The organism is Deltaproteobacteria bacterium GWC2_65_14 (genome assembly GCA_001797615.1).
In the GTDB taxonomy this organism is placed as follows: domain Bacteria; phylum Desulfobacterota; class Deferrimicrobia; order Deferrimicrobiales; family Deferrimicrobiaceae; genus GWC2-65-14.
On record MGPV01000013.1, the window covers coordinates 28,871 to 33,060 of the forward strand.

Sequence of the window (4,190 nt, forward strand, 5' to 3'; positions counted from 1 at the left end):
TCCGCGGCCTACCCTGGTTGCCCCGTGGAGATGGTCCACCGCGGGAATCTGCTGGAATTCCTGGACAAGCGGTGAGGTTCCAACATCCATCGGAAAACCTGATGGAGATTCGCCATCAAGCGCCGTGAGGCGGACGAGGTGAAAAGTTTTCAGAACGTCCCTTTGCTTTCCTCCTATGAGCCGCGGTAGATCTCCCTGCGGTGCCCCACTTTCAGGACCAGGATCACGAGGATCTTGTCCCGGATCTCGTACACGATCCGATATTCCCCCACCCGGACCCGATAGGTGTTCTCGTTCCCTTCCAGTTTCTCGACGCCTGGAGGACGCGGATCTTTTCCCAGCGCCTCGAGGCGGCGAATGATTCGCCCCTGGATCGAGCGATCCAGCTTCCTGACCTGGCGTTTCGCGGCCGGTGCAAGTTCGACGGAATACGCCAACGGTTACAGGCCAAGCTCTTTCTTGAAGTCGGCCAGTGGAGTCGTCCCTTCGCGCTCCGCCTCCTCCTTCGCGGCCCGGGCGTCCCGGATATCTTCCCGGTTCTCTACCCCCTGAAGAAGCTCCAGATCCTCGATCGAGACCAGCGCGGCGACATCCTTCCCCCGGCGGCGCAGGACGATCCTCTCGCCCCTGTAGACCACCCGGTTGAGGGCCTCCGCGAATTCTCCCCGGATCTGACTTGCCGTCATGCGGGCCATGGATTCCTCCGATCTGTTTTATACATTGTACAGATTATATGATTTGTATTTTTTATACAAGTAATCGGGAGCCCGGCAGGGAATAGGGGGGTGAAAAGTTTTAAGAACGTCCCTGAACTTTTCACGACAGCAGCAGCCGGAGAGGGATCGCCCACAGCCGGTCGCCCAGGCGGACGGGCACAGGTCCGTTGTACCCCAGGATCCCCGCCACGCAATGAGGGGTCGCGGCGACGAACGCCTTCAGGCCCGCCAGGTCCTCCTTTTCCCACCGGCCCGTCGCCTTGACTTCCACGGCGATGCACCGGTTCCCGGCCTCGATGACGATGTCGACCTCGTGCCGCCCCTGGATGTTCCAGAAGAACATCTCGGCCCGGGGCCAGCCGGACTGAAGGATCCCGGCGAGGTTCTGCGCCACGTACGTTTCCACCATCGCGCCTTTTCGCGGATCGTCCGCCGCGAGCGCCTCGATCCCGGCGAGGAAGCAGGCCAGCCCGGAGTCGGACAGATAGAACTTCGGAGACTTGATCAGCCGGGCGGCGGGATTCCCGAGGTACGGAGCCACGCGAAAGAAGACGCAGGAGGTCTCCATCACGGAGAGGTAGCCGGATACGGTCGCCGCCTTGAGGCGTGCGTCTCTCCCCAATTCGCTGATCCTCAACACGCCTCCCGTCCGAAGAGCGGCAAGGCGCAAGAGCCCGCGGAACGGGATGACGTCCCCGATCCGGCCCAGGTCGCGGATGTCCCGCTCCAGGTAGGTCTGCTCGTACGCCTTGAACCAGCCGGCCCTGTCTTGCAGGCCGCCGAGACACACCGGCGGCATCCCCCCCGTTGCAACGTCGTCGAGCGGGACCGGCGGAACCTCGCCCAACCCCGTGATGGACGGCTCTTCGAAGAATCTCCGGAGGAACGGCCGCTCCGACGTCCCATCGTCCAGTTCCCGGCGTGTAAAGGGGTGCATCGTGAAATAGGCCGCCCGTCCCGCCAGGCTTTCGGAAATGTTTTTCATCAGGAGGAAGTTGGCGGAGCCGGAGATGAGAAAACGCCCGGGAACCCTGTTGCGATCGACGGCCCTCTTCATGGCGACGAACAGCTCGGGGCATCGCTGCGCCTCATCGATCGTCAGCGGTTCCCCAGTGGCGACGAACTGTTCCGGATCCTCTTTCGCCGCCGCAAGCTGGGCGAAATCGTCGAGAGTTACGTACCTTCTGCCCCGGAGTTCCGCCTGTTGCCGAAGGAAGGTGCTTTTCCCGGTCTGGCGCATGCCGGTGAGCGCCACGACCGGCATGTCGGCAAGTGCTTTAACTATTTGATATCTTGATAATAAACTAGACTATATAGCTTAGCCAACAGGAACCTGAATCACAAGAACCTGAATCCTTGAATCCTGGAAGATATGCATCTGTAACGGAAAATGGTCGAGCGAGTTCTCAGGAACGTCCCTGTTCTTAGGACAATTCGGCGACGTCCCCTATTTGTACTCGTCGCAGGTTTACGCACTTCACGACTTATCATAGGTTTTCAGGAATTCGTCTCGCGAAATCCCCGCCTGGGTACATATTGTCCGCAAGGTCGAAGACTTGATCCTGGCATGATTGGGCATCGTCAATGGTGTCCGCGTACCATCGGGGTTCTCCCGAACCATCGCGAGCCGAAGGTCTCGATGTGGAATCGAATCGCAGATTTTACGTCGGCAAGCGCCTCTTCATAAGTCTCGCCTTCTCCGACAATCACGCCTTTCAACCCGAGCGGATACGCCACATATCCATCCGGGTGTTTTTCAACGAGCACTTTAATTTGCCTCTCCATGACCCACGCTCCGACAATCCGGATTCAATACGATTCCCGTTTCAATTTCTCACAATTTCACCCAAGTCGCAAACGGGCAAGCGAGGGGACGTTCCTCCCCTTTCCGGAACGTTCAGCAACGCCATCGATCGTTGAATCCGGAATTCCAGAGAACGTCCCGGTTTGGGGCGAGAGTTCTTAGGAACGTCCCTGTTCTTAGGACAATTCGGCGACGTCCCCTATTTGTACTCGTCGCAGGTTTACGCACTTCACGACTTATCATAGGTTTTCAGGAATTCGTCTCGCGAAATCCCCGCCTGGGTACATATTGTCCGCAAGGTCGAAGACTTGATCCTGGCATGATTGGGCATCGTCAATGGTGTCCGCGTACCATCGGGGTTCTCCCGAACCATCGCGAGCCGAAGGTCTCGATGTGGAATCGAATCGCAGATTTTACGTCGGCAAGCGCCTCTTCATAAGTCTCGCCTTCTCCGACAATCACGCCTTTCAACCCGAGCGGATACGCCACATATCCATCCGGGTGTTTTTCAACGAGCACTTTAATTTGCCTCTCCATGACCCACGCTCCGACAATCCGGATTCAATACGATTCCCGTTTCAATTTCTCACAATTTCACCCAAGTCGCAAACGGGCAAGCGAGGGGACGTTCCTCCCCTTTCCGGAACGTTCAGCAACGCCATCGATCGTTGAATCCGGAATTCCAGAGAACGTCCCGGTTTGGGGCGAGAGTTCTTAGGAACGTCCCTGTTCTTGTCCGGCCCCCCTTCAGCGCCTCGAGTTGATTGCCGGGCGGGACGGCAAGATCGCGCAATGTCCTCGCCCGGTGCAGATAGAGAAGCTTGCGGCGCGCCGGGCGCTCGAAAGATCGGAAGCGGGGAACCGGCCGGTCGTTGAAGAGCATCTCCGTTTCCCTTCGCATCCGGACGCCGGCGATATACTCCATCGAAAGTTCGTCGATCCGCTTGATGACGGAGGCGTTCAGCGGACGGAACAGACCCACGATCAGCAAAACCTCCTGAAAAAGCTCAAAATATCACCGCCACCCTTGTTCCGAAAGATCGCTGCGACCCCCGAAAACCTGTAGGCACACGCCCCAATCGGCGAAAACCTGGAACCACCCGGAAAAACACCGCCTGGAACCCGAAACCGGCCGAACTCACGGAGAGGACGGTCACAACGGCGGCGTGCGGCAACCCCAGCTCGAGCAGGCGGTGGTGCAGGTGCGTTTTATCGGGGGGTTCTGCCCGTGCAGCAGACGGCGCGCCATCACCAGGAGCGTGTCGATGATCGGCAATGCGAGAACCGCGGCCACCGTGGTCGGGGAGAGGCCGACGATCCCTTCACCGCCCCGGACCATCATCACCGCAACCGCCGAAAGGGAGTATCCCAACAGGAGGCTTCCAGTGTCCCCCATGAAAAGATGCGCGGGGTAGGTGTTGTACCGCAGGAGCCCGAGGAGGGCGCCGAAGAGGGCGAGAAGGATGTACAGGGGCAGCCAGTTCCCGGTCATGTAGGCGAAGACCCCCAGGAAAAAGCACGCGATCGCGGCGATCCCGCCGGCCAGGCCGTCCAGCCCGTCGGAAAGATTCAGGGCGTTCATCACCCCTACCATGCAGAATACGGTCACGAAAGGCGCCAGTATCCCGAAGCGGACATCCCCCACGCCCAGAAAATCGCCGAACCCCGCA

The 4,190-nt window shown here is 59.2% G+C and carries 3 protein-coding genes and 2 pseudogenes; all 5 read right to left on the reverse strand.

Annotated features, from left to right (window positions below; translation table 11 throughout):
• Positions 1-173: 173 nt before the first annotated feature.
• Positions 174-437, reverse strand: a complete 264-nt coding sequence (locus tag A2X88_02590; protein ID OGP35329.1) for an addiction module toxin RelE — start codon at positions 435-437, stop codon at positions 174-176.
• Between the two features lie 3 nt (positions 438-440).
• Positions 441-695, reverse strand: coding sequence for a prevent-host-death family protein (locus A2X88_02595; protein ID OGP35330.1), 255 nt, complete (start codon positions 693-695; stop codon positions 441-443).
• Positions 696-816: 121 nt separating this feature from the next.
• On the reverse strand, positions 817-1,980 hold the full coding sequence (locus A2X88_02600; GenBank protein OGP35331.1) for a hypothetical protein: 1,164 nt from the start codon (positions 1,978-1,980) through the stop codon (positions 817-819).
• 1,276 nt (positions 1,981-3,256) lie between these two features.
• Positions 3,257-3,421, reverse strand: a pseudogene (locus A2X88_02605) (plasmid maintenance system killer protein).
• Positions 3,422-3,673: 252 nt separating this feature from the next.
• Positions 3,674-4,190, reverse strand: a pseudogene (locus A2X88_02610) (hypothetical protein).